Below are 24287 nucleotides of genomic sequence, written 5' to 3' on the forward strand. Positions count from 1 at the left end.
TTATAAAGGGGTCACTGCTCGATAGGTTTCTTGCCTGTATGAAACCTGCCTCAATAACTAACGCCCGCCTTGTGCGGGCGTTTTTTTCTGCCCGTTTCTCTCTTTTTGCAAGCTGCGAAAATGGCAGGAATGACCTTCGCGGCATCCGTAGTCTTACGCGTTTCTTTTGCATCTGCAGCATGGCACAGTAACGGCAGTTTCAATCAGCCAAGAGGCAGGACGCGATGACATTGCAAGGCAAGACCGCCGTTATCACCGGATCGAATTCAGGCATCGGCCTGGGGGTGGCCCGAGAGCTGGCACGGGCAGGGGCCAATGTTGTGCTGAACTCCTTTACCGACCGGGAAGAGGATCACGCGCTCGCAGCAGAACTCGCCCGTGAGTTCAGCGTCAAGGCCCAGTACGTCCAGGCCGATATGTCCAAGGGCGCGGACTGCCGCGCGCTGATCGAAAAGGCCGGAGCCTGCGATATCCTGATCAACAACGCCGGCATCCAGCATGTGGCGCCGATTGACGAGTTTCCTCAGGAAAAATGGGATGCGATCATCGCCATCAACATGAACTCGAACTTCCACACCATGGCAGCGGCGCTGCCCAAAATGCGCGCCGCAGGCTGGGGACGGATCGTAAACATTGCGTCAGCGCACGGGCTGACCGCCTCGCCCTACAAAGCCGCCTATGTGGCCGCTAAGCACGGGGTGGTGGGCATGACTAAAACCGTGGCGCTGGAGACCGCGGAGGAGCCGATCACCTGCAACGCGATCTGCCCGGGCTATGTGCTGACACCGCTGGTGGAGGCGCAGATCCCCGACACCATGGAGAAATACAACATGGGCCGGGATGAGGTGATCAAGAAGGTGATGCTGGAACGCCAGCCGAGCCGCGAGTTTGCCACGGTGGAGCAACTGGGCGGCACTGCGGTGTTCCTGTGCTCGGACGCAGCGGCGCAGATCACCGGCACCACCATCAGCGTCGATGGCGGCTGGACCGCGCTGTAAACGCGTGCGGTGACGGCGGGAGGGGGCCAGCCCCCTCTTGCCCCAACGGGGCAATTCACCCCCGGAGTATTTTCACAAAGGTGAAATAGGCAGGTGGCGTTTGGTGACACGGATTAATCTGGCCCTGCAGGGCGGCGGCGCGCATGGGGCCTTCACCTGGGGTGTGCTCGACCGGCTGCTGGAGGACGAGGAGATCGAGGTTGCCGGCATCACCGGGACCTCCGCCGGGGCGCTGAACGGGGCGGCGCTCAAGGCCGGCATGGTGCAGGACGGGCGTGCAGGTGCCAAGGCGGCGCTGGACGGGCTGTGGGCGCGGATGGGCGCCGTGGGCGACATGCGGTTCAATCATTGGCTGACGCGGTTTGATGCGGTGGCCTGGGCCGGCGCACTGGAGGCGGCGATGCCGTTTTCGCCGCTGGAGAGCCTGAGTCAGGTGATCTCGCCCTATCATTATGGCCCGTTCTACAAGAACCCGCTGCGCGAGGTGGTGGAGCAGTTCAATTTTGCCGAGGTCTGCGCAGGCGAAGGCCCGGAGCTGTTCATCTGCGCAACCTGCGTGCGGTCCGGCAAGATCCGCATCTTCGAGGGTGAAGAGATCAGCACCGACGCGATCCTGGCCTCCGCCTGCCTGCCGGACCTGTTCCAGGCGGTGGAGATCGAAGACCCGGAAACAGGCCGCATGGAGGCCTATTGGGACGGTGGCTACACCGGCAACCCGGCGCTGTTTCCGCTGTTCCGCGAGGACCTGCCAGGGGATGTGGTGATCGTCAACATCAACCCGCTGGAGCGCGACGAGATCCCCAAGACGCCGCAGCAGATCCGCAACCGGGTGAATGAGATCAGCTTCAACTCATCCCTGCTGCGGGAGCTCAGGGCGATCAATTTCGTGCAGCGTCTTTTGGCCGATGGCACCATTCAGCAGGGCCGGATGAAACAGGTGCGGGTGCACATGATCGCTGATGACGATCTGATGACGCAGCTGTCGGTCACCACCAAGCTGTTTCCGGTGCCGCAGATCCTGGCGCGGCTGAAACAGGCAGGGCGGGATGCCGCAGAGGCGTTCCTTGCGCGGGACCGGGGAAACCTTGGGGTGCGCTCCTCCGCCGATCTGCCGGCAATGTTCGGTTAGGCGTCTTCTTTTTCCAGGACCTTCGGCTTCTTGCCGTTTTCCACCGGCTTGGTGGGGTCCTTGGGGTTCGGATATACGAGGCCTGCTGAGATCACCAGCTTGGCCGAGTCCTCCACAGACATCTCCAGTTCGATCACGTCTTCCTCCGGCACAAACAGCAGGAAACCGGAGGTGGGGTTCGGCGTGGTCGGAAGGAAAACGCTGACCAGCCCGCCGCTGGTTTCGGCGCGCTTGGCAATCTCACCCTTGGCATGGGTGGAGATGAAGCCAATGGCCCAGATGCCCTTGCGCGGGTATTGCACCAGGCAGGCCTTTTCAAAGCTGCGCTCGGACTGGGCAAAGACGGTCTCGGAGATCTGCTTGATGCCGGAATAAACCGTGCGCACCACCGGCATCCGGTCCACCAGGCCTTCGGCAAAGGTGATCAGCGACCGGCCGATGATGCCCTTGGCAATCCAGCCGACGATGATGGTGAACAACAGGAAGATGATCAGCCCGACGCCGCGCAGGTTGATGCCTATGTATTGCTCAGGGCGGAAGGTGTGCGGCACCAGCGGCAGCACCACGCTGTCGATCCAGCCCATCACCGACCACAGCAGCCAGATGGTCAGCCCCACCGGCGCAATCACGACGATGCCCGTAAAGAAGGAGGCCCGCAGGCTGGCGAACAGGCCGCGGCGGCGTTGGGGTTCTTCGTCGAATGGCGTGGTCATAGATCAGTTTTCCAGGAATTCCGCGTGGAACCTAGGCACTGTTTTGGGGCGGAGCAATGGTTTCCGCCCCAAAAATCAACTCATTGTGCGAGATTGTTGAGTTCCTGTGCGATCTTTGCCGCGAGCCGGGCATTGTTGCGCACCAATGCAATGTTCGCGGTGAGCGAGCGGCCTTCGGTCAGCTCGAAGATACGGCTCAGCAGGAAGGGGGTCACGTCCTTGCCTGCAACACCCTGGGCGTCCGCCTCGGATTGGGCCTGGGCAATCACCGGGGCCAATTCCTCTGCCGCGATCTGGGCGTCTGCCGGGATCGGGTTGGCCACCAGCTGGCCGCCGGGCAGCCCCATGGCCTGGCGCGTGGCATGGGCGCGGGCGATTTCGGCGGGGGTGTCCATGCGCAGCGGTGCCTTCAGCTCCGACTGGGCTGACCAGAACGCGGGGAAGCTGTCCTGCCCGTAGGCAATCACCGGCACGCCCTGGGTTTCCAGCACTTCCAGCGTCTTTGGCAGGTCGAGGATCGCCTTGGCACCCGCGGCCACAACGGTCACCGGGGTTTGCGCCAACTCCATCAGGTCGGCGGAAATGTCGAACGTGGTCTCCGCCCCCTTGTGGACACCGCCGATACCGCCGGTGGCAAAGACGGAAATGCCCGCCAGCCGCGCCGCGATCATGGTGGCTGCAACGGTGGTGGCGCCGGTGCCGCCGGTGGCGATGCAGGCGGGCATGTCGGCGCGGGAGATCTTGGCAACCCCTTTGGCCTGTCCCAGCGCCTGCAGCTGATCGGGTTCAAGCCCCACATGCAGCACGCCCTCAATCACCGCCATGGTGGCGGGCACGGCACCGGCATCGCGGATATCCTGCTCCACCTGCGCTGCGACCTCGACATTTTGCGGATAGGGCATGCCGTGGGTAATGATGGTGCTTTCCAGCGCAACGATGGCCTGTCCTGCGGCCTTGGCGGCCTGGACTTCGGCTGAATACTGAATGTCGATCAAAGCGGGGGTTCTCCTGAAACGTAAGTGGCAGCAGCCTTGAGGGCTGAGGCCAAAGCGGTTTTGCGGTCTTCGCCCCGTGCCTCGGCAACGATATGGGCGGCCATGAATGTATCGCCTGCGCCGGTCACCCGGGCGACGGTAACGCGGGGCGGGTGCAGGGTGATGGCGCCCTCGGCATCAGCGACGGTGGCAGAGGAGCCGCCATCGGTGACCAGCACCCGGGCAGCACCCCGGTCCAGCATCGCCTGCGCGGCGGTTTCGCTGTCGGTGAACTCCGCCTGGCACAGGATGCCGGCCTCTTCCAGGTTCACATAAAGCGTGCCGCGCGTGCGGGTGAGGAACGGGCGCAGCCGTTCCGCCTTGCCGGGCGAGGCAGGCGCCACCCGAAGGTCAGCCCTGGCAAAGGCAGGGCTGGCGACAATGTCGTCCAGCAGCGACAGCGTCAGGTTGCCGTCCAGCGCCACCTGGCCCTCATAAGGCGCAGCCTCGGTGCCGAGCGAACCGTCGGACAGCGGCCGCAGGATCTTGTCGCCCGCGGCCTCCAGCGAATGCGCATCGGCAATGGCGGCAATCAGCCCGTTGGCGCCTTCCACCGCCATGTAGCGGTCGGTGGGCAGATCCTCGGAGCGGTAGATGTGATCGGTGATCAGGCCGAAGTGGCCGCAGGCATGGATCAGTTCGTCGCCTTCGGGATCGCGGCCAACGGCGGTCAGCAGCGCGGGTTTCACGCCAAAGCGCGACAGGGTCATCGCGATGTTCATGGCGACGCCGCCGGGCAGCCGGGTGATGCGCCCGGGCATGTCCGATCCGCGCTGCATTTCACTGGTGCAGCGGCCGATGATGTCCCACAGGACCGACCCGATGCACAGGATGGCGGGTGTCTGAGAGTTTGGGGCTTGTGTCATAGTGACCTATTGCCGCCTTTGGCAGGCCTCTGCAAGCGGCATCACCGGACAGGCACCGCGAATGTCAGCGCCGCCCACAGGCTTTCCCAAACGTAATCCGCGCCCTCCGGGGCAGGGCGCAGAACCACAGCGTCCAGCAGGTAGCTGTGCCCGGGCAAGACGGCAACAGCGGTTTCCCCCTGCGCATCCGTCAGCTGGGTTGTAATGGAAACTGTGCCATCCGGGGCCTTGGCAAATACCTCGACCTGCGCGCCTGCCCGTGGAGCACCCTGATACAGCACCCGGACCGGAAGCCCGCCTGCTGTGTCGTCCGCATAGGGATTGGCCAAGGCCACAATTTCGGTCTCCAGCCCGGTGGCAAGGTCCGAACCGGCACCATCGCCGACCGCCACAAGCGCCTTGGCATAACGGATGTACTGCTCAGTGAAACCCGCATCCGTCAGCCCGCGCGCCTGGTGCCGGGAACGCACGTCACCAAACGCCTTGTGGTCAATGAACGCCTGAAACTCTTCCCAGCTGTCATAGCTGATGGTCTGCGGCTGCGTCTGGTGGATCAGCACCGCCAGCCCGTCCTGCATCACCTCCGCAGAAAAGGCGGGCATATCCCCCATGCGGCCTTCATACGGAGTGGTTGCGCCATCATGTATCACCTCGTAGCGGGCAATCCGATGATCCAGGTAAGGCTGCTCGGCGCCGTTGAACTTCTGGCCATTGCGCAGCTTAGCCACCACCGTTTCCCCGGATTTAACTTGATATTTCTCCGGCTCAATCCAAAACTCGTGGGAGAGAACCGGCGCGGCCCGAAGGGCCAGCCCGGCACAAAGAATTGAGCAGAACAGGCGGTATTGCATGAATGGTTCCTTGGCTGTGAGGCGCGGCGTCACTTGGTTGCAGGGCCTATTTGCGCTGCTGTTCTGCGTGGTTGCAATAGCATCGCCGCCAGCCCGCGCGCATGAGGTCACGCCGGCGATTGCCGATTTCACGGTGAAGGACGGGCAGATCACGCTGAAGCTGCGCCTGAACGTCGAGGCCTTTGTTGCGGGCATCAACCTCGATGGGCTGACGGACACCAACCAGACCGCCCAGGCCGCCGACTATGACGAACTGCGCGCGCTGGGGGGCGATGAACTGGAACCTATGGTGCAGCTGTTCGCCGAGGATTGGCTGGAGACGTTTTCCGTGCAGGCTGGCAGCCCGGTTGCGCTGGTTGTCGCTAGGATCACCATCCCCGAGGTCGGCAACGCCAGCTTGCCGCGGGCGTCCTACCTTGAGCTCACAGGAGAGATCCCGCCCGAAGCCGGAAGCCTGCGCATTACCTGGCCAAAGGGCTCAGGCGGCGTGGTGCTGCGGCAGAACGGAGTCGAAGAACCCTATACCGGCTACCTGCAGGGCGGTGAGACGTCCCCTCCGATCCCGCTGCAGGGCGGCGCAGCCAAGACCCCTGTTGAGGCCTTCATGGAGTACATTCCCGTCGGCTTCACTCACATTCTGCCCAAGGGGCTGGATCACATCCTGTTTGTGCTGGGGCTGTTCTTCCTCAGCCCGCGGGTGAAGCCGCTGCTGCTGCAGGTGAGCCTGTTCACTGTGGCCCATACCATCACCCTGGCGCTGGGCGCGCTGGGCATGGTCAAGGTGGACCCCGCCATCGTTGAGCCGCTGATTGCCCTGTCGATCGTGTTCGTCGCGGTCGAGAACATCTTTGCCCGCAAGCTGCACACCTGGCGCAGCTTTGTGATCTTCGGCTTCGGGCTCTTGCACGGGCTGGGCTTTGCCTCCGTGCTGGGGGAGTTCGGCCTGCCTGCCAGCCAGTTCCTGCCTGCGCTGATCGGCTTCAACGTGGGGGTGGAACTGGGTCAGCTGGTGGTGATTGCCGCCGCCTACCTTGGCGTGCGCCTGTGGTTCGGACGGCATCCGAAATACCGCGGCCGGGTGGCGATCCCGGCCTCTGTCACCATCGCAATGATCGGCGGTTACTGGTTTGTGGAGCGGGTGTTCTTGTGAGTGCGTAACGCCTCAGCCCATCGCCCGCATCAGCACCTTCATCGCCGCCAGCGGGTCTTCCGCGTGCCAAATCTCATCGCCGATGCCAAAGAAGTCGGTAAAGGGCGCAATGCCGCGCACCAGATCCTCAGTCAGGCCGCCTTCGGCCACGACTGGCACCTCGATCATCTGCGACCACCACTGGAACAGGTCGGCCTCCGCCTGTGCACCGTCACCCAGACCGGAGGTGCCCACCGGGCCAAAGCTCACGTAATCCGCGCCCGCCTCACCGGCCACCATGCCGTCATGCTGCGAGGCGCCACAGAAACAGCCGACAATCGCATCCGGCCCCAGCGCCTTGCGCGCGGTGCGGATGGATTTTGACGCATCGGTCAGATGCACGCCGTCCAGGCCCAACCGCTCCGCCAGGATCTGATGGTCAGAGATCACCAGCGCCACGTCGCGCGCCATGGTCACCTCGCGCAGCGCATCGCCTGCGCGGCTCAGGGTGTCCTGATCGCGGCTCGCCAGGTCCAGGCGCACACAAGCCACGTCCACCTCATCCAGCACCCGTGCCAGCTGGCCGGGAAATTTGCCCAGCTCGAAACTCGGCGGGGAGATCAGGTAGATCTGCGGCTGCTCCGGTGCGTCAGAGGGGCTTCCCATGGCGGTGCTCCATTGTTCAGGCGGTTTGACGGTGTTTAGCCGATTTCCGGCCGGACGCAAGGATTTGCGGCGGTGAAGCCCCGGTATTTGCAGCCCAAAGCCGCGCTGGACCTTGCCCCGCCGCCGCGCGGGCAGTACAGCAGGGCCGATTTTGCCGGAGAACACGATGCCCACCGATACGCCCCAGCCCGCCTTTGTCCTTGTCCGCCCGCAGATGGGCGAGAATATCGGTGCCGCGGCGCGGGCGATGTGGAACTTCGGGCTCGACCGGATGCGCATCGTGGCGCCGCGCGACGGCTGGCCCAACCCCAAGGCGGTGGCGATGTCTTCTGGCGCCGGGCGGCTGCTGGATGAGGCGCAGCTGTGCGCCGACGTGCCGGAGGCGCTGGGCGACTGCACCTATGTCTTTGCCACCACCGCCCGCCAGCGCGGCCTGACCAAGCCGGTTTACAGTCCCGAACGCGCCATGCAGATCGCGGCTGAGAAGATCGCGGCAGGCGAGAAGGTCGCGGTGATGTTCGGCCCCGAACGTGCAGGCCTTGAGAATGAGGACATTGCCAAGGCCAATGCCATCATTTCGGTGCCGGTGAACCCGCTTTATGCCTCGCTGAACCTGGGCCAGTGCGTGCTGCTGACCGGATACGAATGGATGCGCCAGTCCAGCGACGTGCTGCATGAGACCACCGATCTGGGCCGCAAGGGCGAATGGGCCACTGGTGTCGAGGTCGAGAAGCTGGTGGAGCACTACGAGGACCGGCTGGACGAAGCAGGCTTCTTCTTTCCGCCGGAAAAGGCCGAAGGCATGAAGACCAACCTGCGCAACCTGTGGAGCCGGATGCGGATGACCCGCTCCGACGTGCAGATGCTGCACGGCATCATGCGCCAGATGGTCCGCTGGAAAGAGCGCGGCGGCGAGTAAGCCGCTCTGGACCTTTAGATTACCCGCCCCTAGCTTGGCACCACAGACAAAGAGGCAAGCATGAGCAAGCGCAGCATTTTCGAAGAGGTTGAGGGCGAGAAGAAAGACGCGCCCGCGGTGCAGCCGGGACTGATCGACCGCGGCCGCGGCGGAGCCCGCAAGGCGATCCGCGCCTGGCTGATGGTGCTGTTTGCGCTGGTCGTCGCTATGATCGTGGTGGGCGGGCTGACGCGCCTCACGGATTCCGGCCTGTCGATCACCGAATGGCGCCCCGTGACCGGGGCCATCCCGCCGATGTCCGAGGCGGAGTGGCAGGCCGAGTTCGACAAGTACAAGGAAATCGACCAGTGGCGCATCCAGAACCAGTGGATGGAGCTGTCTGATTTCAAATCGATCTACTGGTGGGAATGGGGCCACCGCCAGCTGGGCCGTTTCATCGGCGTGGTCTGGGCGCTTGGGTTCCTGGGCTTTCTGGCCGCACGCAAAATCCCGGCCGGCTGGGCTGGCAGGCTGCTGCTGCCCGGTGTTCTGGGCGGGGTGCAGGGCGCCATTGGCTGGTGGATGGTGGCCTCTGGCGTGACCCAGGGCGAGGGGATGACCGCGGTTGCCTCCTACCGCCTTGCCGTGCATCTGGGGCTGGCGTTTGTGATCCTCGGATTTATCGCCTGGTATGTGCTGATGCTGGGCCGCGAGGAACGCGAGCTGATGCAGGCGCGCCGTGCCAAGGAGGCGAAGCTGGTCAGCCTGTCCACCGGCCTGATGCATTTCGCCTTCCTGCAGATCCTGCTGGGCGCGCTGGTGGCGGGCATTGACGCGGGCCGCTCCTATACTGACTGGCCGCTGATGGGCGGGCAGGTGATCCCGCCAAACCCCTTCATGATTGAGCCGGTCTGGAAGAACTTCTTTGAAAACCCCGGGTTGGTGCAATTCATCCACCGGGTTGCGGGTTATCTGCTGTTTGCCTTTGGCGCGGTGGCCTGGCTGCGCGGGCGCGGCTCTGCTCATGCACGCACCCGCTTTGCGTTCAACGCTGTCTTTGCAGCGCTCTCCGTGCAGGTGCTGCTGGGGATCATCACCGTGATCTACGCCGCGCCGCTGCACGCCGCGATCACTCACCAGCTGGTGGCAATTGGTGTCTGGGCACTGATCCTGCGCGCCCGCTTCCTGTCTGCCTATCCCATTGCAACCTCGATCAAGGATCACTGACCTATGAGCGCATTTGACGAACTGATGGCCTTCCAGCGCGAAACCCAGGCGCTGGGGCAGATTGCGGGCCGTCTGGGCTGGGATCAGGAAACCATGATGCCGCGCGGGGCTGCACCGCAACGGGGCGAGGAAATGGCCGCGATGGAGGCGGTGCTGCACGCCCGCCGCAGCGACCCGCGGGTGGCGGAGTGGCTGGAACAGGCGGTGGCCCCGAATGAGGTGGGTGAAGCCCAGCTGCGCGAGATCCGCCGCAGCTATGAGCGTACCGTCAAGGTGCCCGCCGATCTGGCCAAGAAGATCGCTCAGGTCACGTCTGTCGCGCAGGGGCAGTGGGCTGCGGCGCGGGCGGATGAGGATGTGGCGGCCTTTGTGCCGGTGCTGGAGGAAGTTGTCGCACTGAAACGCGAGGAAGGCCTGGCGCTGGCCGCGGGCGGTGACGTCTATGACGCCATGGTCGAGGACTATGAGCACGGCATGACCGGGGCCGCGATCGCGGAAATCTTTGATGCCATGCGCCCCGGACTGGTGGAGCTGCGCGCCAAGGTGCTGGAGAAACCCGCGCCGACGGGGTTGACCGGCAGTTTCGATGAAGCCGCGCAGATGAAGCTGACCCGCAAACTGGCCAAGCAGTTCGGTTATGACATGTCCCATGGCCGGGTCGACAAGGCGGTGCATCCGTTCTGCTCCGGCGCGGGGCTGGACGTGCGGATCACTACGCGGACCAGCGAAACCGACCCGTTCAACTGCTTCTACTCGACCATCCATGAAGTCGGCCACGCGGCCTATGAGCAGAACATCAGCCGAGACTACCTGCTGACGCCGCTGGGCAGCGGCGTGTCGATGGGGGTGCATGAAAGCCAGAGCCGGATCTATGAGAACCAGATCGGCCGCAGCCGCGCCTTTACCGGCTGGCTGCTTGAGGAGATGAAAGACGCCTTTGGCGACTTTGGTGTTGCGGATGCGGATGCCTTCTATGCGGCCGTCAATGCGGTGCATAAGGGCTATATCCGGACAGAAGCGGATGAGCTGCAATACAACCTCCATATCATGATGCGGTTCGGCCTGGAGCGCGCGCTGATGAGCGGCGATCTGGCAGTGAAGGATCTGGAAGCGGCCTGGAACGACCGGTTCGAGGCGGATTTCGGCTATGCCGTGGACAAGCCGTCCAACGGCTGTTTGCAGGATGTGCACTGGTCGGTGGGCCTGTTCGGCTATTTCCCGACCTACACGCTGGGCAATGTCTATGCCGGGTGCCTCTATCAGGCGCTGCGCCGGGATGTGCCGGGGCTGGATGCAGAACTGGCTGTGGGCAACACAGAAGGCGCTACCGCCTGGCTGAAGGAAAACCTGCAGCAGCATGGCGGGTTGCGCAGCCCGCGTGAGACCATCAGGCACGCCTCCGGCATGGAGCCGGGCCACGCGCCGCTGCTGGCCTATCTCGAAGAGAAGTTCAGCCTGCTTTACGATCTCTGAGTCGGCAGTGCATCACGGCTAAGGCCCTCTGGCGGCAGCGGAAAACCCGCTGCCCCGGAAATGCCGCATTTTAACAGTATTCTCTTAATCCTTGGGGGTGTGAGTAAGAGAGTAATGTGATGCATACAGCCGTCGCCTACCTGATCTTTGCCAGTTATGTGCTGGGAACCACCCTGGTCTGAGGCATCTGCCCGTCAGATCAGAGCCATCCGCTCCGCCCGTTCCGGATCCGGGAAGGGCCGGTAGAGGCCGATGTCCGCGGCGGCGATCAGCGCCCTGACGTGGGAGTAGAGTTTCTCCACTTCCTCGTCATGTTCGCCCAGCACCCGGAACGCCTGATCCAGCTGGGTCATGTCCCTGAATTCGATTTCCAGCAGGAAGTCGCGGCAGGTGTCGCTGGCCATGTCCAGTTTGCGGCGCAGCAGCCGCCAGCTTTGGATCACGCCGCGTTCGTGCAGATAGCCCATCCATTGATCGACCGCGCTGGCAAAGGTGAGCGCCTTGGCCTCGTGATGCAGGTCGATGGAGCAGTGGTACAAGTTCATTGGGGTATTCCCTTCATGAGAAATCAGAACTTGCCGTAACACTACCTAAGATCCGTTAGGGGGCCGTTAACGAAGCGAACGCCGCCCCGGCAACGGGACGGCGTTCAATGTTTTCAATGGGTTGGTGTGCGAGGGGGCTTATTCTTCGCCGCCGTCCTCTTCCTCGCCGTTCTCGGCAATCCAGGCGACGGAGACCACTTCTTCACCCTTTCCGGTGTTGAACACCCGCACCCCGCCGGCAGAACGCGAGCGGAAGGAGATGCCATCGACCGGAACCCGGATCGACTGCCCCTTGGAGGTGGCCAGCATGATCTGGTCGTCCATTTCCACCGGGAAGGAGGCCACGATCTCGCCGCCGCGCATCGCCTTGTCCATCGCTGTGACGCCCATGCCGCCGCGGCCGCGCACAGGGTAGTCGTGCGAGGACGACAATTTGCCAGAGCCGCCGGTGGTGATGGTCAGGATCAGGTTCTCGGCTGCCGACATCTCTGCATAGAGCTCGGTCGAGAAGTTCGGATCCTCGGGCGCGTCCTCATCCGAAGCATCGGCGTCGTCGGTCAGACCGGCCATGGCACGGCGCATCTTGAGGTAAGCGGTCCGTTGCTCCGGGGTGTATTTGGAGTGGCGGATCACCGACATCGAGACCACATCGTCCTCACCGGTCAGCTTGATGCCGCGGACACCAGTGGATTCGCGCGAGTTGAACACGCGCACATCGGTGGAGCGGAAGCGGATGGCGCGGCCCGAATTGGTGAACAGCATCACGTCGTCGTCTTCGGAGCAGATGCGCACGTTCACCAGTTTTACGGAGCCGTCCTCCGGCAGCTTCATCGCGATCTTGCCGTTGCGGCGGACGTTGGTGAAGTCCGACAGACGGTTACGGCGCACGTCGCCGCCGGAGGTCGCAAAGACCACCTGCAGGTTTTCCCATTCCTCATCCGGCACATCGACCGGCATGATGGCAGCGATGGAAACCCCGGTCGGGATCGGCAGGATGTTGACGATTGCCTTGCCCTTGGACGTGCGGCCGCCCTGCGGCAGGCGCCAGGTCTTGAGCTTGTAGACCATGCCGTCGGTGGTGAAGAACAGAAGCTGGGTGTGGGTATTGGCCACGAAGAGGGTGGTGATCACATCCTCTTCCTTGGTCTGCATGCCCGAGACACCTTTGCCGCCGCGTTTCTGGGCGCGGAAGTCGGCCAGCGGCGTGCGCTTGATGTAGCCGCCGGAGGTCACGGTCACGACCATGTCCTCGCGCTCGATCAGGTCCTCGTCCTCCATGTCGCCGGACCAGTCGACGATCTCGGTGCGGCGCGGCACGGCGAAGTTGTTGCGCACTTCGCGCAACTCATCGCCGATGATGCCCATGATGCGCTCGCGCGAGGACAGAATCTCAAGGTATTCCTTGATCTTGCGGGCCAGTTCTTCCAGCTCGTCGGTGACCTCCTTGACGCCGATCTGGGTCAGGCGCTGCAGGCGCAGCTCCAGAATGGCACGGGCCTGAGTTTCAGACAGGTTATAGGTCCCGTCGTCGTTCATGGTGTGGGTCGGGTCGTCGATCAGGCGGATGTAGTCCGCGATGTCGGCGGCCGGCCAGCGGCGGGTCATCAGCTTTTCACGCGCCTCAGCCGCGTCGGCGGAGGAGCGGATGGTGGCGACGATTTCATCGACGTTGGAGACGGCAACCGCGAGTCCGCAGAGGATGTGGCTGCGTTCGCGGGCCTTGCGCAGCTCATAAGCTGTGCGGCGGGCGACCACGTCCTCGCGGAAGTCGATGAAGGAGGTCAGGAACCGGCGCAACGTCAGTTGCTCGGGACGGCCGCCGTTTAGCGCCAGCATGTTGCAGCCAAAAGAGGTTTGCATCGGGGTGAAGCGGAACAGCTGGTTCAGCACCACCTCAGGCGTTGCGTCGCGTTTCAGTTCAACGACAACCCGGACGCCGTTGCGGTCGGATTCATCCTGCACATGGGCGACGCCCTCAATCTTTTTCTCGCGGACCTGCTCGGCGATCTTTTCGATCATCGCGGCTTTATTCACCTGATAGGGAATCTCATCCACGACAATGGCATAGCGGTCCTTGCGGATCTCCTCGACGCGGGTTTTCGAGCGGATGATCACACTGCCGCGGCCCTCCAGATAGGCCTTGCGGGCGCCGGAGCGGCCCAGCATCACGCCGCCGGTCGGGAAGTCGGGGCCAGGGATGTAGTCGATCAGCTGTTCGCTGGTCAGATCCGGGTCCTCGATCAGCGCAAGCGTTGCATCGACGACTTCGCCCAGGTTGTGCGGCGGGATATTGGTGGCCATGCCGACCGCGATGCCGCCGGCGCCGTTGACCAGCATGTTCGGGAAGCGGGCCGGGAGCACGGTCGGCTCGCGGTCCTTGCCGTCGTAGTTGTCCTGGAAATCGACGGTCTCTTTCTCGATATCTGCCAGGATCGCCGCGGCGGGCTTGTCCATGCGGACCTCGGTGTAACGCATGGCGGCCGGGTTGTCGCCGTCCATCGAGCCGAAGTTGCCCTGACCGTCCAGAAGCGGCAGCGACATCGAGAAGTCCTGCGCCATCCGCACCAGCGCGTCATAGATCGCGCTGTCGCCGTGCGGGTGGTATTTACCCATTACGTCGCCGACCGGGCGGGCCGACTTGCGGTAGGCCTTGTCATGGGTGTTGCCGGATTCGTGCATTGCATAGAGAATGCGGCGGTGAACCGGTTTCAGACCGTCCCGCAGGTCCGGAATTGCACGGCTGACGATGACCGACATCGCATAGTCGAGATACGAGTTGCGCATCTCGGCTTCGATGGAAACGGTCGGCCCGTCATAGGCCGGGCGTTCCGGCAGGTTTTCGTCCATGTTTTCAGGAGTTTCCGGCGTATCGCTCACGTTGGCTGCCCGCTCTTTCTTCTGGGTCTATATATTGTGTTCGCACCCTATCAGAGACCGTATATGGGGCGCAAGCACACAGCCCCCGAAAGCCGGAATCTGGCCGTTCACGCATCGGTAACGCACTGTTTTTGAGGAAATTAACCAATTGCACCCTAGCATCAATCAGAGGGGGTAAGAATTGGAGGCTAGAGATGGAGACCAGCGAGACCGAGCTGATGCTCAAGGGATACGGGCTGACCACGGCAGAATTCACCTACCACATGCCGGATCATATCCATGTATTGAACACTTTTGTCTGGCAGGAATACGACCTTGCGCCGGACCACCCGCGGCTGTTTGAGTTCATCGAATTCTGGCATCGCGAGATTGAGGGGCCGCTGCATTCGGTGCGGTTCAATCACCGCAAGATGATCGGCCCCGGCGAATGGCGCAATGTGGTCGGAGAGTTCCAGATCCACTGACCAGACCCACTGACTAAATCCATTGTGTCGGATCAGCGCCAGGCATAGACCGCGCAGCCGGTGGAGCCGCTGGAGGTGAAACTGCGCCCGTCCGCCGCCAGGCGGCCGCGCCAGGTGACGGTGATGCCGGGAAAGTAGTCCGTGCCGCTGATCTGCTGGCCGTTCAGGTAGACTTCTGTGTTGGCGTTCTGGCCCAGTGAATCGCTAAGCCGCCCGTGGTATTTGTTGCCGTCTGCATGGGTGTAATGGACGTTCCCCGTGACCTTGACCACCAAGGCGCAGGTGGCCTTGAACTTCCAGGTGCCCGCCAGCGGCGCAGCGGCTTTTGTTGGAGAAGGTGCCGGGGCGGAGGCAGTTCTGGGCGCAGATTTACAGATTTCCCCCGACTTTTGGCGCAGTTCCTCCAGTGCGTGGGCGGTGCCCAGATCATCGGCGCCGAGGGTGCTGTCCGACGCTGCCAGATAGGCAGCAAAGGCGCTGCGGGTGCGCGGGCCGGCAATTCCGTCCGGGCGGCCGGCCTGGCAGCCGATTTCGTTCAGCGCCGCCTGTGTGTCCCGCATCACCGCCTTGGAGTCCGGGATGACCGGAACGTCAGGGGTTCCGGGCGTTTCCCGGGCAGGTGGCTCCGCCTGCGCCTGTTCAGTTTCCAGTCCCTGCCTTAGCTGCAAGGCAACTGTGTAGGTGTATTCGTCCTCGCGGCCTGTGTAGCGTTCCAGAAAGCTATCGAGGGCCTGCGGGGTTCCTATCGAACGGGCGACCTCAAAATCCGTTTGCATTGTACTTGCAGGCAAGGGCGCAGGTTCAGCGGGCAGGGCGGCCTGGGTGAAATAGAATTCCCCCAGCATTTCATCATAATAAGCAGGCACCTGGCGGTGCTGGACGGTCAGCGCCAAGTCACGCACCTCGCGCCGGAGGCCCGCAACCAGCGTGCGCAGCTCAAGCCCCGGTTCGGACAACAGCGGCAGCAGCGCGCGGGTGAAGACGGAGTTTTCCGCCGTGTCGTCTTCGTTCAGACGGTCCAGTGCCAGCTGGCCGGCCCCGGCGGAGAAGATCACGAACGTGCCTTGCGGGGCCGCAATCCGGCCAAGGCCTCGGGTGGTGCCGATGCTGCGGCCCTCGACCAGTTTGAACGGGTTGTTGCGGCAGGCGTCGATGACCACCACGGCAGAGCGCGCGCCGGTTTTGCGGACGCGGTCCAAGAGGTCGGACAGGGCGATGGATTCGGATTTCACAAAATCGCTGCCGCCCGCGCTGGGGGCGGCGATGTCAGTGGGCAGCAGGTAATTCTCGCCGTCGATTTCCACCCCGTGGCCGGCAAAGAAGACAAAGGCCGCATCACCGGGTTCCAGCCGGGCGGTGAACTCAGAAATCTTCTTGTTCAGCCCGCGTCGGTCCTGGTCCAGCGCTGTGGTGACGGTGAAGCCCAGCTCATTCAGTTTTGTGCCAATGGACTGCGCGTCTGCGCGGGCCTTGGCCAGAACGGGAACGTCGGAATAGCTGTTATTGCCAATGACCAGGGCCATCCGGTTCTGCGCGGCTGCGGCGATGGGCAGGAGACAAAGAAACAGAACACTGAGGAAACGCATGACACAACACCCGGCAGACAATATGGCACCATGGTGCCATCCCGCCGTGCACAGGTCAAAGCGTCTTGAGCGCTCAGGCCGAACAGCTGGCGCCGCCGAGGACGCAGAATTTTGCGCAATGGGGGTGGTTCAGCTGCACAGGGCGTTCAGCCTCCGCCAGGGTCGCGCCCATTTCGAACTCAGGGGAATACGGCAGCAGGGTACAGGCCAGAACGGCGGGAGTATCCGCGCCTTTGCGCTTCACGACCATGCGGGAGGAGGCGCACATCACGCTGTCGGGCGATTTGTTCAGGATGCCCCAGCAAGCGGTTGTGATTTCAGGGACTTCGACAGTTTCGTCCATTTCGGGGAACAGCACGGTCTGGCCGGGGTTCTGCGCGTCGATGGCAAAGCCGTATTCGGCAAACAGCGCGGCGTACCCCACGCGGGCCTCGGCATCTGTCTCGCCCCAGACGGTGCGGCCTGCGACGGCCATGCGGAAGCCGTTGTCACGCAGCCATTCCATGCCTTCGATGGTCTTGGCAAAGCTGCCCGCACCGCGTTCTTTGTCGTGCAGTTCGGCGCTGTGGTGGTCGACCGAGATCCGCAGGGTCAGCTTGTCCCCGAAGTCTTCCAGCAGGGCCAGTAAGCCCGCCTTGACCGTCTTGCGCATCATCGGGCGCATGGCGTTGGTGAGGATCAGCACCTCGAACCCGCGCTCCAGCGCGGCGCGGGCCATTGGGATCATGTCCGGGTTCATGAAGGGCTCGCCACCGGTGAAGCCGATTTCCCGGATCGGCCAGTTGCGGTCCGCGATCTGCTCCAGGTAGTCCTGCACTTCCGCTGCAGTCAGATAGACCAGCGCATCATTGCTGGGGGAGCTGAGAATATAGCAGTTGCTGCATTCGATGTTGCACAGAGTGCCGGTATTGAACCAAAGGGTCTCCGGATGGCTGAGCGGCACAGAGGCGCGCTGCTGACCGTCTGCCGTCACAAAGGCGTCTTGGAACTTGCCTAGGTTGGCGGCAGATTTTTGCAGGTCTTTCATGCGGATGTCCTTCGGGGCAGTTCCTTTCGCGGCAAGCTACCTTATACTGGGAACGAATTGAAAGCAGCCGGGCAGGCACATGACAGGGATGTGAGCGGCAGTGTGCCGCGCCTGCACCGGCCGAGACAGGATGAACAAGAATGGTTTCGCGTGTGATACCGGTCGATCCGTTTGACCTGGTGATTTTTGGCGGCACTGGCGATCTGGCGCAGCGCAAGATCCTGCCCGCGCTGTTCCGCCGCCATTGCGCCGGCCAGCTGACCGGGGATGAGCGTATTATAGGCGCTGCGCGCACCAGCCTGACCAGTGACGAATACCGGACAGTCGTGGCGGAAGCCCTGCGCACGCATGCGGGACCCAAGGCCTGCGGCGGCGGTGCGCTGGAGGCGTTTTTGGAGCGTGTGAGCTATGTGGCGCTGGACGCGTTGGGCGAGGAGGGCTGGCAGGAGCTGAGCCAGCAGCTGCGCCCGCCGGAGAGCGTCTCGATCCGAATGTTTTATTTTTCGGTCGGCCCCGGTCTGTTCGGGCCGTTGGCCGAGCGCCTGCACCGGCACGGGCTGGCCAATGCGGACACGCGGATCGTGGTGGAGAAACCCTTTGGCCGCGATCTGGAGACTGCGCGGGAATTGAACCGCACCCTGGCCAGCCACTTTGACGAAGGCCAGATCTACCGGATTGACCATTACCTGGGCAAAGAAACGGTGCAGAACCTGATGGCGGTCCGGTTCGGCAATATGCTGTTTGAGCCATTGTGGAACAGCCAGTATGTCGATCACATCCAGATCACCGTGGCGGAAACCGTCGGGGTGGAAGGGCGCGAGGAGTATTACGAGCGCGCGGGTGCCATGCGCGACATGATGCAGAACCACCTGATGCAGCTCTTGTGCCTCATTGCGATGGAGCCGCCGGCGAAATTCGACCCGGACGCGGTGCGCGATGAGAAGCTGAAGGTGATCCGGGCGCTGGACCCGGTGGAGCCGCATCACATCGTGCGCGGCCAGTATCAGGCCAATCTGGACCCGGAGGCGCCGCACCCGTCTTACCGCGGGCTGGTTGGCAACCCGCGCAGCACCACGGAGAGCTATGTTGCGCTGAAGGCGCATATCAGCAATTGGCGATGGGCGGGCACGCCGTTCTACCTGCGCACGGGCAAGCGTTTGGTGAACCGGTCCTCCGTCATCAACGTGATGTTCAAGGACGCGCCGCATTCGATTTTCGGGGCCGAGGCCGGGCGGCACGCCAACCATCTGAAGATCCGCCTGCAGCCCAATGAAGGCATTACGCTGAGCGTGACCATCAAGGAACCGGGGCAGGGCGGGATGCGGCTGATAGACGTGCCCTTGGACATGAGCTTTGCCGAGGCGCTGGGGCCGGAGGGCGGTGATCCGCCGGATGCCTACGAGCGTTTGATTATGGATGTTGTGCGCGGCAACCAGACGTTGTTTATGAGGGGGGACGAGGTAGAAGCCGCATGGGCCTGGACCGATCCGGTAATTGAGGGCTGGAAATCCCGCGGCGATGTGCCTAAACCCTACGTTAGCGGTACCACCGGTCCGGAGGATGCCAATTTGCTGATGCGCCGCGACGGGCGTGAATGGAGGGGGATCAACCCATGAAATTCAACGAATACCCTGATCAAGACATGCTGGCGATCGAAGTTGCGAATGAAATCGCTGGGGATCTGAAGACCCATCTGCTGCATCATGATGCAGCGTCCTTTGCGGTTGCGGGCGGCACCTCGCCAGGGCTTATCTTTGATGATCTCTGTGCTGCAGACATCGAATGGGACCGGGTGCATGTCCTGGCGACGGATGAGCGCTGGGTGCCGCAGGAGCATGCCCGCTCCAACGCGGCGATGATCCGCAAGCGGCTGCTGCAGAACCGGGCCTCGGGGGCACAGTTCCTGCCGTTTCATGTGCCGGAGCGGGAACCGGAGGAGGTGCTGGCGGAGCTTGAAAGCCGGGTGGTTCCGGAGCTGCCGCTGTCGGTGCTGCTGCTGGGCATGGGTGAGGACATGCACACGGCCTCGCTGTTCCCAGGTGCGGCCGGAATTGAAGAGGCATTGGCGGCTGACGCGCCGCCGCTGGCGGTGATGCGGCCAGACAGCCAGCCCGAAGCGAGGATCAGCCTGACCGCGCGGGTGCTGGACGGAGCGATTGCCAAGCATCTGGTGATCTTCGGAGATGCCAAGCGCAAGGCATTGGAAAAGGCAATGACGCTGCCGCCGGAAGAGGCGCCAATTCAGGCAGTTTTGTCCGAGACGTCCGTCCATTGGGCGCCTTGAACTCAGGAAAGGTAGAAATGTTCACTGCATTGAAGACGCTGCATTCCGAAGTTTGCGGCGAAGACATTGTTGATCTGTTTAAGAAAAACCCGGACCGGGCCGAAGATTTCAGCGTGCGGTTTGAAACCCTGCTGTTTGACTATTCGAAAACCCGGATTTCTGCCAAAGTCCGCACCGCTCTGACGGGCCTGTGCGAAGACCGGAAAGTTGCCGCCAAGCGCGAAGCGATGTTCGAGGGCGGACAAATCAACGAAACCGAACAGCGGGCCGTGTTGCACACGGCGTTGCGCGATCCCGACGGACCGGAGCTGCTGGTCGATGGCGCGGATATCCGCGGACCTTTGCGCAAGACGCTGGAGCGGATGGAGAAATTGGCCGCCGATGTCCGCTCTGGCGTTATGCAGGGGCCGGGCGGCACGTTTACCGACGTGGTCAACATCGGCATTGGCGGTTCGGACCTGGGGCCGGTCATGGCGACGCTGGCGCTGGCACCCTATCATGACGGGCCGCGCTGCCATTTTGTGTCCAACGTGGATGGCGCGCATATTCACGACATCCTGCAACGGCTTGATCCCCAAACAACGTTGGTGATCGTTGCTTCCAAGACCTTCACCACCATTGAAACCATGACCAATGCGGCGACGGCGCGGCGCTGGGTTGAGGCGGGCGGCGGCGATCCTGCTCAGCAGTTCCTGGCCCTGTCGACCTCTGAGGAGGAAACAGCCGCCTTTGGCATTCCGCGCAAGCATGTGTTCGGCTTTGAGGATTGGGTCGGTGGGCGCTATTCGGTCTGGGGGCCGATCGGACTGAGCCTGATGCTGGCTGTCGGGCCGGAGAATTTCCGCGCCTTTCTGGCCGGCGCCAAGGCGATGGATGACCATTTCCGCAGCGCGCCCTGGCAGCAGAACATGCCGGTAATGCTGGCGTTGACCGGGATCTGGCACCGGCAGGTCTGCGGCCATCCGACCCGCGCGGTGCTGCCCTATGACCAGCGGCTTCGGCGGCTGCCGGCCTATCTGCAGCAATTGGAGATGGAGTCAAACGGCAAGATGGTGGCGATGGATGGTACGGTGCTGCCATATCCCTCCGGCCCGGTGGTCTGGGGGGAACCCGGCACCAACGGCCAGCACGCGTTTTATCAGCTGCTGCATCAGGGCACGTCGGTCATTCCTGCCGAGTTTCTGGTGGCGGCCCAGGGGCATGAGCCGGATCTGGCGCATCACCACAAGCTGTTGGTGGCGAACTGCCTGGCCCAGTCTGAGGCGCTGATGCGCGGCCGCAGTCTGGCGGAAGCCTGCGCACTGATGCGGGCCAAAGGCTATGAGGGTGCTGAGCTGGAACGTCAGGCGCAACACCGGGTGTTCCCGGGCAACCGGCCCTCGACAACGCTGGTCTACCCGAAACTGACCCCGTATGTGCTGGGCCAGATCATTGCCCTTTATGAACACCGGGTGTTTGTCGAGGGGGTGATCCTGGGGATCAACTCCTTTGACCAATGGGGGGTGGAGCTGGGCAAGGAACTGGCCAACACGCTGGCTCCGCTGCTGGCGGGGGAGAAGAGCGCAGACGGCAAAGACGGCTCAACCCGCGCTTTGCTGGATTATGTGCGCGGCGCCGGTGGCTAACGTTCACAGTATACCCGCGGGGCGGAAACGCCCCGCGGCAATGATCAGGGCAGCGTTACGCTGCTGGTGATCGTGTTGACGAAGTTACCGCTTGCCGGATCGGTGAGCGAAGAAAACTTGCCGCCGCCCTCAGCTGCCGCCCAGGGCCCGGTTCCGCCGCTCAGTTTCCAGCTGCCGGTGAGGGCGCCGGAGGCATCCATGCCTTCGGCATGCCAATGCAGCACCACCTTGTCGCCGGCCTTGTCGGTGAAGGCGCAGATGCCGCCGCCGGTGACACCGGATGGTGCGGCCTCAACCGCGCCAAAGCACGGCCCGGCGGCGCCGTTCATCGGATGACCAGGGTCTTCCATTTCAACGTTTTCATAGGAACTGCTGGTTTGGATCACCATGTGGCCGTCGGCAATTTCGGTGGGTGTGTTGCTGGCGATGCCTGTTCCGGTGCCGCCCTGTTCCCAGGTTGTGCCCGCACCTGCGGTTCCGGCGCTGAATGCACACAGAAGTGCGGCGGCGAAATAGTGACGTGTCATACTGGTACCCTCCCAAACTGGCCGCCCTTAACAAGCGGGCGTGCCGGGGCAGTTTAGCACAAACAGGCAGCAGGTGCTTGACCTTGGCGGTCAAAGGGCTGCGCCGTGAGAGCGTTCGGCAAGTATTTGAAAATATGGAAGGCTGGAGCGGGTAGCGGGAATCGAACCCGCGCCTTAAGCTTGGGAAGCTCGCATGATACCATTTCACCATACCCGCTCGTGAGGGCAGGATTATGCTGCGGCGCCGGTAAGGTCAAGGGCGCCGCAGCGGAATTTTCAGCCGGGCAGGATCAGCCGCGGCGGCGTCTGCGGCGCCCGCCTGCGCCGTCGCCGTCACCGCCGCCGGTGTTGAAATTCACCTGCGGCAGGGTCACCACGGTTTCCAGGATCGGGAAGGGTTCCGCCGAATTCGGGATTGCCGAGGCGTTTACGAAATGCTCCTGGAAGCGGGGTTCGACGGCGGTCTCGATCTTCTCGATCCGGCGCACGGTTTCTTCAATCTCGCCGCGCGCTTCGGTGTTCAGAAGCGCAATACGGGCGCCGGTGCCTGCGGCGTTGCCGGCCGAGGTGACTTTGTCCAGCACGCAGTCGGGTATCATGCCCAGCACCATCGCGTGTTTCGCTGAGATATGCGCGCCAAAGGCGCCGGCCAGCACCACGCGGTCGACGTTTTGAACGCCGAACTTGTCCATCAAGAGGCGCGCGCCGGAGTAGAGCGCCGCCTTGGCCATCTGGATCGCGCGGATGTCCGGGTTGGTGACGGTGATGGTTGGACCGCCCTCGGCGGAGCCGTCCCACAGCATGTAGGCATTGGTGCGCCCGTCCGCGATGCAGCGGGCGGAGCCGGTCTGCTCTGCCGAGCCGATCAGGCCCGAAGCATCCAGAACACCCGCCAGGCGCATCTCGGCAATCGCCTCAATGATGCCGGAGCCGCAGATTCCGGTGATACCGGTGGTGGCGATGGATTCCGAGAAGCCGTCCTCATCCGACCAGACGTCAGAGCCGATCACCCGGAAGCGCGGTTCCTTGGTCTCCGGGTTGATCTCAACGCGTTCGATGGCGCCGGGGGCGGCGCGTTGGCCGCTGGAGATCTGCGCGCCCTCAAAGGCCGGGCCGGTGGGGGAGGAGCAGGCAAGAACCTTTTCCTTGTTGCCCAGCAGGATCTCTGCGTTGGTGCCGACGTCCACGACCAGCACCAGGTCTTCGGATTTGTCGGGTGCTTCCGACAGCGCCACCGCAGCAGCATCGGCGCCGACGTGGCCGGCAATGCACGGCAGCAGGTAGACGCGGGCGGCGGGGTGGATGTTCAGGTCCAGTTCCACAGCGCGCAGCGCCAGCGCATTGGAGGTCGCCAGCGCAAAGGGCGCCTGGCCCAGCTCGAACGGGTCAATCCCTAGGAACAGGTGGTGCATCACCGGGTTGCAGACAAAGACCGCATCCACGATCAGCGCTTTGTCGATCTCTGCCTCAGCCGCGATCTGAGTGAACAGCGCGTTCATGCCCTCGCGCACCGCGCGGGTCATTTCCTGGTCGCCGCCCTTGTTCATCATCGAATAGGAGACCCGGCTCATCAGGTCTTCGCCAAAACGGATCTGCGGGTTCATGATGCCGGAGGAGGCCACGACCTCGCCGGTCTGAAGGTCGCAGAGGTGCGCGGCGATGGTGGTGGAGCCAAGGTCGACCGCCAAGCCGTAGATCGAGCCCTCATAGAAGCCGGGCCAGATGTGCATGATCTTGGGCGGGTGGTTTTCGTCACCCAGATGCACGGCCACGGTGACCTTCCAGCCTCCTTTGCGCAGGGCAGGCTGAAGCACGCTCAGGATATGGAGGTCGGTTTTGACGCCTTTGAGGTTCCACTGGGCGTCCAGCGCCTCAATCAGCCGCTCCATATCGCCGGTGGGCTTGTGCATGTCGGGCTCTTCCACCTCGACATAGTACAGCCGGGTGGAGGGGTTCATGGTGATGTCGCGGGCCTCGGCGCGCTTGCGCACCACCTGGCGGTGGACCTGGCTTTCCGGCGGCACGTCGATCACGATGTCGCCCTGAACGGTGGCCTGGCAGCCCAGGCGGCGGCCGTCGATCAGGCCGCGCTTGTCCTTGTAGCGCTGCTCAACCTTGTTCCACTCGCTCAGCGCGCCCTCGGCCACGGTCACACCGTGCTTCGGGAATTCGCCGTAGGAGGGCGTAATCTGGCACTTGGAGCAGATGCCGCGGCCGCCGCAGACCGAGTCGAGATCGACACCGAGCTGCCGGGCGGCTGTCAGGATCGGCGTGCCCGCGGGGAAACGCCCGCGCTTGCCGGAGGGGGTAAACACAACGAGGGGTTCGTCAGTCATGCCTGTGGCCTTCTCATTCCGCAATTTAGGCG

Annotated in this window: 21 protein-coding genes and 1 tRNA gene; 10 read left to right on the top strand and 12 right to left on the bottom strand. The window is 63.2% G+C overall.

What is annotated here, in order from left to right; translation table 11 throughout:
- Positions 1-224: 224 nt before the first annotated feature.
- Positions 225-998: a 3-hydroxybutyrate dehydrogenase gene (locus tag RA25_RS07170; protein ID WP_039171031.1), complete on the top strand. Its 774-nt coding sequence runs from the start codon at positions 225-227 to the stop codon at positions 996-998.
- Positions 999-1098: 100 nt separating this feature from the next.
- Entirely contained in the window at positions 1099-2127 is a 1029-nt protein-coding gene (locus RA25_RS07175; protein ID WP_039145852.1) for a patatin-like phospholipase family protein, read from the top strand.
- Here the strand turns inward: RA25_RS07175 and RA25_RS07180 are convergent.
- The 4 genes from RA25_RS07180 to RA25_RS07195 all read right to left on the bottom strand — a co-directional run bounded on the left by RA25_RS07180 (position 2124) and on the right by RA25_RS07195 (position 5591).
- Positions 2124-2840 (bottom strand): DUF502 domain-containing protein, encoded by a 717-nt coding sequence (locus tag RA25_RS07180; RefSeq protein WP_019296246.1) that lies wholly within the window; start codon positions 2838-2840, stop codon positions 2124-2126. The two genes, RA25_RS07175 and RA25_RS07180, sit on opposite strands and share 4 nt — an antisense overlap.
- 80 nt (positions 2841-2920) lie before the next feature.
- Complete coding sequence (locus RA25_RS07185) at positions 2921-3835, bottom strand: pseudouridine-5'-phosphate glycosidase (protein ID WP_019296247.1); 915 nt, start codon at positions 3833-3835, stop codon at positions 2921-2923.
- Positions 3832-4740, bottom strand: a complete 909-nt coding sequence (locus tag RA25_RS07190; RefSeq protein ID WP_039171032.1) for a PfkB family carbohydrate kinase — start codon at positions 4738-4740, stop codon at positions 3832-3834. The genes RA25_RS07185 and RA25_RS07190 overlap by 4 nt, the downstream gene beginning before the upstream one ends.
- 41 nt (positions 4741-4781) lie before the next feature.
- A complete protein-coding gene (locus tag RA25_RS07195; protein ID WP_039171035.1) occupies positions 4782-5591 on the bottom strand; it encodes a DUF4198 domain-containing protein in 810 nt (269 codons plus the stop codon).
- On the opposite strand from RA25_RS07195, the gene RA25_RS07200 reads away from it, so the two are divergent.
- On the top strand, positions 5590-6741 hold the full coding sequence (locus RA25_RS07200) for a HupE/UreJ family protein (RefSeq protein WP_039171037.1): 1152 nt from the start codon (positions 5590-5592) through the stop codon (positions 6739-6741). The genes RA25_RS07195 and RA25_RS07200 overlap by 2 nt on opposite strands.
- Positions 6742-6753: 12 nt before the next feature.
- Here RA25_RS07200 and RA25_RS07205 read toward each other — a convergent pair whose 3' ends face one another.
- Positions 6754-7386 carry a thiamine phosphate synthase gene (locus RA25_RS07205; protein WP_019296251.1) on the bottom strand — a complete coding sequence of 211 codons (633 nt, stop codon included), beginning with the start codon at positions 7384-7386 and terminating at the stop codon, positions 6754-6756.
- Between the two features lie 166 nt (positions 7387-7552).
- Between RA25_RS07205 and RA25_RS07210 the strand changes: the two genes are divergently transcribed.
- From RA25_RS07210 to RA25_RS07220, 3 genes are read left to right on the top strand one after another with little or no spacing between them, the layout of a single operon-like run.
- The gene (locus RA25_RS07210) at positions 7553-8305 is read left to right on the top strand and encodes an RNA methyltransferase (protein ID WP_039145869.1); all 753 of its coding nucleotides are present in this window, start codon (positions 7553-7555) and stop codon (positions 8303-8305) included.
- 60 nt (positions 8306-8365) lie between these two features.
- Positions 8366-9511, top strand: a complete 1146-nt coding sequence (gene ctaA / locus RA25_RS07215) for a heme A synthase (protein WP_039171040.1) — start codon at positions 8366-8368, stop codon at positions 9509-9511.
- Between the two features lie 3 nt (positions 9512-9514).
- The gene (locus tag RA25_RS07220) at positions 9515-10984 is read left to right on the top strand and encodes a carboxypeptidase M32 (protein ID WP_039171043.1); all 1470 of its coding nucleotides are present in this window, start codon (positions 9515-9517) and stop codon (positions 10982-10984) included.
- Positions 10985-11178: 194 nt separating this feature from the next.
- Here the strand turns inward: RA25_RS07220 and RA25_RS07225 are convergent, their stop codons facing one another.
- Positions 11179-11529: a DUF6614 family protein gene (locus tag RA25_RS07225; protein WP_039171046.1), complete on the bottom strand. Its 351-nt coding sequence runs from the start codon at positions 11527-11529 to the stop codon at positions 11179-11181.
- Positions 11530-11667: 138 nt separating this feature from the next.
- Complete coding sequence (gene gyrA / locus RA25_RS07230; protein WP_039171049.1) at positions 11668-14376, bottom strand: DNA gyrase subunit A; 2709 nt, start codon at positions 14374-14376, stop codon at positions 11668-11670.
- Between the two features lie 224 nt (positions 14377-14600).
- Between gyrA and RA25_RS07235 the strand changes: the two genes are divergently transcribed.
- Entirely contained in the window at positions 14601-14870 is a 270-nt protein-coding gene (locus tag RA25_RS07235) for an usg protein (RefSeq protein WP_019296257.1), read from the top strand.
- Positions 14871-14902: 32 nt separating this feature from the next.
- Here the strand turns inward: RA25_RS07235 and RA25_RS22100 are convergent, their stop codons facing one another.
- Together RA25_RS22100 and RA25_RS07245 are read right to left on the bottom strand one after the other, a co-directional pair.
- Positions 14903-16456, bottom strand: a complete 1554-nt coding sequence (locus RA25_RS22100) for a caspase family protein (protein ID WP_082023047.1) — start codon at positions 16454-16456, stop codon at positions 14903-14905.
- A gap of 73 nt (positions 16457-16529) precedes the next feature.
- Entirely contained in the window at positions 16530-17483 is a 954-nt protein-coding gene (locus RA25_RS07245) for a radical SAM protein (RefSeq protein WP_019296259.1), read from the bottom strand.
- A gap of 140 nt (positions 17484-17623) precedes the next feature.
- Here RA25_RS07245 and zwf point away from each other — a divergent pair, with 140 nt between their 5' ends.
- From zwf to pgi, 3 genes are read left to right on the top strand one after another with little or no spacing between them, the layout of a single operon-like run.
- Positions 17624-19099, top strand: coding sequence for a glucose-6-phosphate dehydrogenase (zwf, locus tag RA25_RS07250; RefSeq protein ID WP_019296260.1), 1476 nt, complete (start codon positions 17624-17626; stop codon positions 19097-19099).
- Positions 19096-19767, top strand: a complete 672-nt coding sequence (gene pgl / locus RA25_RS07255; RefSeq protein ID WP_039171052.1) for a 6-phosphogluconolactonase — start codon at positions 19096-19098, stop codon at positions 19765-19767. Before zwf ends, pgl begins: the two co-directional genes overlap by 4 nt.
- A 17-nt stretch (positions 19768-19784) precedes the next feature.
- Positions 19785-21392: a glucose-6-phosphate isomerase gene (gene pgi / locus RA25_RS07260; RefSeq protein ID WP_039171056.1), complete on the top strand. Its 1608-nt coding sequence runs from the start codon at positions 19785-19787 to the stop codon at positions 21390-21392.
- Positions 21393-21436: 44 nt separating this feature from the next.
- On the opposite strand, the gene RA25_RS07265 is transcribed toward pgi, so the two are convergent.
- From RA25_RS07265 to RA25_RS07275, 3 genes are all read right to left on the bottom strand, one after another.
- Complete coding sequence (locus RA25_RS07265; protein WP_039171058.1) at positions 21437-21919, bottom strand: hypothetical protein; 483 nt, start codon at positions 21917-21919, stop codon at positions 21437-21439.
- 143 nt (positions 21920-22062) lie between these two features.
- A tRNA-Gly gene (locus RA25_RS07270) sits at positions 22063-22136 on the bottom strand.
- Between the two features lie 73 nt (positions 22137-22209).
- Positions 22210-24255: an ASKHA domain-containing protein gene (locus RA25_RS07275; RefSeq protein ID WP_052254192.1), complete on the bottom strand. Its 2046-nt coding sequence runs from the start codon at positions 24253-24255 to the stop codon at positions 22210-22212.
- Between the last annotated feature and the right edge of the window lie 32 nt (positions 24256-24287).

The organism is Leisingera sp. ANG-S5, assembly GCF_000813925.1.
Classification (GTDB): domain Bacteria; phylum Pseudomonadota; class Alphaproteobacteria; order Rhodobacterales; family Rhodobacteraceae; genus Leisingera.

Excerpts from the sequence above, each read along its gene's own strand:
- RA25_RS07205 (WP_019296251.1), bottom strand. The coding sequence starts at position 7,386 with ATGGGAAGCCCCTCTGACGCACCGGAGCAGCCGCAGATCTACCTGATC.
- RA25_RS07210 (WP_039145869.1), top strand. The coding sequence starts at position 7,553 with ATGCCCACCGATACGCCCCAGCCCGCCTTTGTCCTTGTCCGCCCGCAG.
- RA25_RS07275 (WP_052254192.1), bottom strand. The coding sequence starts at position 24,255 with ATGACTGACGAACCCCTCGTTGTGTTTACCCCCTCCGGCAAGCGCGGG.
- pgi (WP_039171056.1), top strand. The coding sequence starts at position 19,785 with ATGTTCACTGCATTGAAGACGCTGCATTCCGAAGTTTGCGGCGAAGAC.
- gyrA (WP_039171049.1), bottom strand. The coding sequence starts at position 14,376 with ATGGACGAAAACCTGCCGGAACGCCCGGCCTATGACGGGCCGACCGTT.
- RA25_RS07180 (WP_019296246.1), bottom strand. The coding sequence starts at position 2,840 with ATGACCACGCCATTCGACGAAGAACCCCAACGCCGCCGCGGCCTGTTC.
- RA25_RS07235 (WP_019296257.1), top strand. The coding sequence starts at position 14,601 with ATGGAGACCAGCGAGACCGAGCTGATGCTCAAGGGATACGGGCTGACC.
- RA25_RS07195 (WP_039171035.1), bottom strand. The coding sequence starts at position 5,591 with ATGCAATACCGCCTGTTCTGCTCAATTCTTTGTGCCGGGCTGGCCCTT.
- RA25_RS07265 (WP_039171058.1), bottom strand. The coding sequence starts at position 21,919 with ATGACACGTCACTATTTCGCCGCCGCACTTCTGTGTGCATTCAGCGCC.
- RA25_RS07245 (WP_019296259.1), bottom strand. The coding sequence starts at position 17,483 with ATGAAAGACCTGCAAAAATCTGCCGCCAACCTAGGCAAGTTCCAAGAC.
- RA25_RS07170 (WP_039171031.1), top strand. The coding sequence starts at position 225 with ATGACATTGCAAGGCAAGACCGCCGTTATCACCGGATCGAATTCAGGC.
- ctaA (WP_039171040.1), top strand. The coding sequence starts at position 8,366 with ATGAGCAAGCGCAGCATTTTCGAAGAGGTTGAGGGCGAGAAGAAAGAC.
- RA25_RS07225 (WP_039171046.1), bottom strand. The coding sequence starts at position 11,529 with ATGAACTTGTACCACTGCTCCATCGACCTGCATCACGAGGCCAAGGCG.
- RA25_RS07190 (WP_039171032.1), bottom strand. The coding sequence starts at position 4,740 with ATGACACAAGCCCCAAACTCTCAGACACCCGCCATCCTGTGCATCGGG.
- RA25_RS07220 (WP_039171043.1), top strand. The coding sequence starts at position 9,515 with ATGAGCGCATTTGACGAACTGATGGCCTTCCAGCGCGAAACCCAGGCG.
- zwf (WP_019296260.1), top strand. The coding sequence starts at position 17,624 with ATGGTTTCGCGTGTGATACCGGTCGATCCGTTTGACCTGGTGATTTTT.
- pgl (WP_039171052.1), top strand. The coding sequence starts at position 19,096 with ATGAAATTCAACGAATACCCTGATCAAGACATGCTGGCGATCGAAGTT.
- RA25_RS07200 (WP_039171037.1), top strand. The coding sequence starts at position 5,590 with ATGAATGGTTCCTTGGCTGTGAGGCGCGGCGTCACTTGGTTGCAGGGC.
- RA25_RS22100 (WP_082023047.1), bottom strand. The coding sequence starts at position 16,456 with ATGCGTTTCCTCAGTGTTCTGTTTCTTTGTCTCCTGCCCATCGCCGCA.